This window comes from Plantactinospora sp. ZYX-F-223, from assembly GCF_039649625.1.
Classification (GTDB): Bacteria; Actinomycetota; Actinomycetes; order Mycobacteriales; family Micromonosporaceae; genus Plantactinospora.
This window is the reverse complement of record NZ_JBDJAV010000190.1, coordinates 1-654: the sequence shown is the minus strand read 5'-3', so window position 1 is coordinate 654 and position 654 is coordinate 1. Positions and strand designations below refer to the sequence as shown.

At 63.6% G+C, this 654-nt stretch carries 1 protein-coding gene; it reads right to left on the bottom strand.

All coding sequences use genetic code 11. From position 1 onward, the window contains the following. On the bottom strand, positions 1-654 hold a 654-nt coding region (locus tag AAH979_RS43115; protein WP_346263893.1), incomplete at both ends, for a polyketide synthase.

Sequence of the window (654 nt, the reverse complement as noted above, 5' to 3'; positions counted from 1 at the left end):
CCGGCCCGCTCTCCTCCGGCGCCTGCTCAACAATCACATGAGCATTAGTCCCACTAATACCAAAAGACGACACACCCGCCCGCCGCGGCCGACCCGACACCGGCCACTCCCGCGCCTCCGACAACAACCGCACCCCACCAGAAGACCAATCCACAAACGACGACGGAACACCCACAAACAACGTCGACGGCAACACCCCGAAACGCATCGCCAACACCATCTTGATCACACCAGCAACACCCGCAGCCGCCTGCGTATGACCCAAATTCGACTTCACCGACCCCAACCACAACGGCCGATCAACAGCCCGACCCCGCCCATACGTCGCCAACAACGCCTGCGCCTCAACCGGATCACCCAACGCCGTACCCGTACCATGCCCCTCCACCGCATCCACATCCCCCGACACCAAACCCGCACCCGCCAACGCCTCCCGAATCACCCGCTGCTGCGCCAAACCACTCGGCGCCGACAACCCATTCGACGCCCCATCCTGATTCACCGCCGAACCCCGAACCACCCCCAACACACGCCGACCACCACGACGCGCATCCGACAACCGCTCCAACAACAAAACCCCAACACCCTCCCCCCAACCCGTACCATCCGCACCATCCCCGAACGCCTTACACCGACCATCAGGAGCAAGACCGC